The following is a 3,871-nucleotide window of genomic DNA, read 5'->3' as shown; positions in this document are numbered from 1 at the left end:
CGGGAGCCGGCGGGGCGGGACTCCCCCGCCTCGACCGGCGAGAACTTCTCGGTGCGCTCGGTGCTGGGTGTGACGTCACGACCGACCCCGGTGACGGTCGGCTCGGGCGTCGACGGCCGGGGGCGCACCGGGCCGGAGGGGCTCGACGAGGCGGGTGGGGTCGAACCGGCCTTGCCGGACGACGCGGGGCTGCTCGAGGCGGGAGTGGTCGAGGCGGGAGTGGTCGAGGCGCGACCCGACGGAGAGGTCCCGAACGGGGGTGTCAGGGTCGATTCCGGTGCTCGACGACGTGGTTCGACGCGCTCGGACGGCACCGATGGCAGTGACGACCCGGCGCCGAGCTCCCCTGCTGTGGTGTCACCACCCACGGCGAGACGCTCGTCGGTCAGGGTGACGCCCATCTGCCCGAGCTGCTCCCGCAACGCGGCGATCTCGTGGCGGAGCGCGTGGATGGAGTCGGTGGTCTCCGCACGCACGGAGTCGCGCAGGTCCTTCTCCACCACGAGCTCGTGCTCGCGGCGGGCGGAGATCTCGCGTTCGAGCTGCAGTTCGTACACGGTGTGCAGGTCGCGGACCCGGGCCGCCTCGGCCGCCGCCTGCCGCCGGTAGCGGGCCACGAGGAACGCCCCGATGAACGCCGCCCAGAGTGCCGAGAGGGTGCCGATCCGCATCCACACCGGATTGTCGGAGAAGACCATCACCACGGTCGCGATGAGTGCCAGCACCAGGAGCGCCCCGAGAGCGATCCCCGCCAGGCCGCGGTCGTCGCCGCGGACGGGGCGGACGGATCGGGGCTTGTCGATCGCGCCGTCGGAACTCATGCCCCGCATGATACGCAGAGAACCACTAGTCACACGGGTAACCAGCGCGTGTTCCTCCAGATGCCCGCCGTCTGCTGACCGCTCGATCCGCTCAGGTCGACTGGGCCAGTCCCCCCACGTCATCGTCGGAGGGCGGGGTCTCGCACGACGACTCGAGGAACAGACCTGCCCCCACGAGCAGCGCCCCGGACACCAGCACCGCCACGGACGGCGGCAGCTCGGCGCTGGCCGCCGCCAGCTCACCCAACCTCGGTGCGAAGTAGAGGACGAGTCCGACGCCCAGACCTCCGGCCGCGGCCCCCAGCACGGCCGACGCCTGCCCGAGGGCTGCGCACCGCGCGATCGTCAACGGGTGCATCTGACTGCGGTCCTGACCGACCCCGCCGTCGGAGATCGCGGACCGGATCCGGAGCGCAAGCAGCACGTCGATCAACGCCACCACCGGGAGCGTGACCCATCCCCACCCGAGGGGCGGCAGCGACCCGAGCAGCGAACCGGTCAGGAAGTAGGCGGCCACACCGGCGACGAGTGCGACCAGGACGAGGGTGGACACCGCGATGCGAGTCATGTCAGCGGCTCCACCCTTCGGGGGCCAGCCGGTCGTGCGTCCGGCGGACCGCGGCGACCTCGGCGGGGTCCAGGGCGTCGAGGTGGTCGGTGAGAGCGAGGCCGTCGAGCCGGGCCCCGGGCTCGACCTCCGACCACGGGACCAGGACGAACGCGCGCTCGGCGGCGCGCGGGTGGGGCAGGGTCAGGGACTCGTCCCGGGAGTGCACCGGCGTCCCGTCGACCTCCGCCGACACCACGTCCACATCGAGGGACCTCGGCCCCCAACGGACCTCGCGTGTGCGGCCGGCGGCGCGCTCCCGGGCGAAGCCCCAGTCGAGCACGTCGCGGGGGGACCCGGGGTGGTCGACGACGAGGACCGCGTTGAGGAAGTCGTCCTGCTCCACCCCGCCCCACGGTGGGGTCGCGTAGACGGAGGAGACGCGACGAAGGATGCCCTCCCGGGCGGCGGCGGCCACCGCCCCACGGAGCAGGTCGAGAGAATCCCCCTGGTTTCCGCCGATCGACAGCACGGCCCGACAGGTCACCGGTCCACACCCGGGCCGTCGACGTGGACACGCGAGCGTCGGGCCACCACCGCGACGTCCGCGAACTCGGCCGGGATGGGGGCCTGCGGCTTGTGCAGCGTCACCTCGACCGCGTGTGCCTGCGGGGCCAGGTCCATGATCCCGTCGGCGATCTGCGAGGCCACCGTCTCGATCAGGTCGCGGGGGGCCCCGGACACCACGTCGCGGGCGAAGAGCGCCAGCGCACCGTAGTCGACCGTGTCGGCGAGGTCATCGGACGCCGCGGCCGCGGTGAAGTCGGTCCACAGGACCAGGTCCACGAGGAAGTCCTGGCCGTCGCGTCTCTCGTGCTCGAAGACACCGTGGTTGCCACGGACCCGCAGGCCCCTCAGTTCGATCCGGTCCGCCATCAGCCTTCCTCCACCCCTCCGGCCGCCCAGGCGGCCGTCACCCGTACGGCGTCGGCGCTCGGCGGGACGTCGTGGACTCGCACGGCCCACGCCCCCGCCGCCGCCGCGAGAGCGGTGACTGCCGCGGTGGCCGGGTCACGGTCGGCCACCGCCCGGGGCACACCGGCGGTGTCGGCGAGGAGCGACCCGAGGAAGCGCTTGCGGGAGGCGGCCACCAACACCGGGAAGCCCAGGTCGATGAGGACGTCGAGTCGGTGGAGCAGCGCCCAGTTGTCGGCGGCGTCCTTGGCGAAGCCCAACCCGGGGTCCACCACGATCGAGCCCGCGTCGACGCCTGCGGACACCGCCGCGTCGGCGCGGCGGGCGAGGTGGTCACGGACGGAGGTCACCACGTCCCCGCCGTAGTCGGCACGCCCGCCGGCGCCCGCCCGGTACTGGTCGGGAGACACCCAGTGCATGAGCACCACGGGGCAGCCGTGGTCGGCGACGACCTCCAGCATGCCGGGGTCGGCGAGGCCTCCGGAGACGTCGTTGATCAGCGCCGCTCCCGAGTCCAGGGCCTCCGCCGCGACGGAGGCGCGCATGGTGTCGACCGAGACCGTGACCTCCTCCTCCACGAGTGCGCGGACCAGCGGGATCACCCGGGCCGCCTCGTCGGTCCGATCGACCCGGATCGCACCCGGCCTCGTGGACTCCCCGCCGACGTCGAGGAGGTCGGCGCCCTCGGAGACCAGGCGACGCGCATGGGCGAGGGCCGCCTCGGGGGCGAGGTGCCGCCCACCGTCGGAGAAGGAGTCCTCCGTGACGTTGACGATGCCCATCACCGCGCAGCGGCCCGGGCGCGGCAGTACGGACGGGCGCGGCGGGGCGGCCGGGTGGCTCACGTACCCCGGAGGAGGCCGAGGGCCTCCGCCCTGGTGGAGGCGTTGGACCGCATGCTGCCCCGGACCGCGGAGGTGGTGGTCACGGAACCGGCTTTGCGGATCCCCCGCATGCTCATGCACAGGTGTTCGCACTCGATCACCACGAGGACGCCGGTGGGCTGGAGCCTGTCCACCAGGGCGTCGGCGACCTGGCCGGTCAGGCGTTCCTGGACCTGAGGGCGCTTGGCGTAGAGGTCCACGAGTCGCGCGAGCTTGCTCAGCCCGGTCACGGCACCGGATCGCCCCGGGATGTATCCGATGTGGGCCACCCCGTGGAACGGCACCAGGTGGTGCTCGCAGGTCGAGTAGATGGGGATGTCGCGCACCAGCACCAGTTCGCGGTGATCCTCGTCGAAGGTCTTGGACAACACGTCCGCGGGGTCGGTGTACAGCCCCGCGAACACCTCCCGGTAGGCGCGGGCGACGCGGGCAGGGGTGTCCAGGAGTCCCTCGCGCTCCGGGTCCTCACCCACGGCGATCAGGAGTTCCCGGACCGCGGCCTCGGCGCGTTCGGCGTCGAACACGCGGTCGGTGGACCTCGACCGGGCGTCGGCCGCGGGGATGTGGTCAGGGGTTGTCATCAGTCCTCTTCTCGCACGACACCGACCGGGAGGTCAGTCGTCACGTTCCCACGGGGCACGCCA

At 72.9% G+C, this 3,871-nt stretch carries 6 protein-coding genes; all 6 read right to left on the bottom strand.

Features of this window, described 5'->3' with window-relative positions; all coding sequences use genetic code 11:
* The coding region (locus G6028_RS13090; RefSeq protein ID WP_182659132.1) for a DUF6779 domain-containing protein at window positions 1-821 on the bottom strand (821 nt) is incomplete at its 3' end.
* A gap of 91 nt (window positions 822-912) precedes the next feature.
* On the bottom strand, window positions 913-1,389 hold the full coding sequence (locus tag G6028_RS13085) for a DUF3180 domain-containing protein (RefSeq protein ID WP_182659131.1): 477 nt from the start codon (window positions 1,387-1,389) through the stop codon (window positions 913-915).
* Window position 1,390: 1 nt separating this feature from the next.
* Complete coding sequence (gene folK, locus G6028_RS13080) at window positions 1,391-1,915, bottom strand: 2-amino-4-hydroxy-6-hydroxymethyldihydropteridine diphosphokinase (RefSeq protein WP_182610840.1); 525 nt, start codon at window positions 1,913-1,915, stop codon at window positions 1,391-1,393.
* Window positions 1,912-2,304, bottom strand: a complete 393-nt coding sequence (folB, locus tag G6028_RS13075) for a dihydroneopterin aldolase (protein WP_179524474.1) — start codon at window positions 2,302-2,304, stop codon at window positions 1,912-1,914. Before folB ends, folK begins: the two co-directional genes overlap by 4 nt.
* Window positions 2,304-3,125: a dihydropteroate synthase gene (folP, locus tag G6028_RS13070; protein ID WP_179526138.1), complete on the bottom strand. Its 822-nt coding sequence runs from the start codon at window positions 3,123-3,125 to the stop codon at window positions 2,304-2,306. The genes folB and folP overlap by 1 nt, the downstream gene beginning before the upstream one ends.
* Before the next feature lie 59 nt (window positions 3,126-3,184).
* Window positions 3,185-3,808, bottom strand: coding sequence for a GTP cyclohydrolase I FolE (folE, locus tag G6028_RS13065; protein WP_179524473.1), 624 nt, complete (start codon window positions 3,806-3,808; stop codon window positions 3,185-3,187).
* Between the last annotated feature and the right edge of the window lie 63 nt (window positions 3,809-3,871).

This window comes from Dietzia cercidiphylli, assembly GCF_014145145.1.
Classification (GTDB): Bacteria; Actinomycetota; Actinomycetes; order Mycobacteriales; family Mycobacteriaceae; genus Dietzia; species Dietzia natronolimnaea.
The sequence above is the reverse complement of the archived record's forward strand: the minus strand, read 5'-3'. Positions and strand labels throughout refer to the sequence as shown.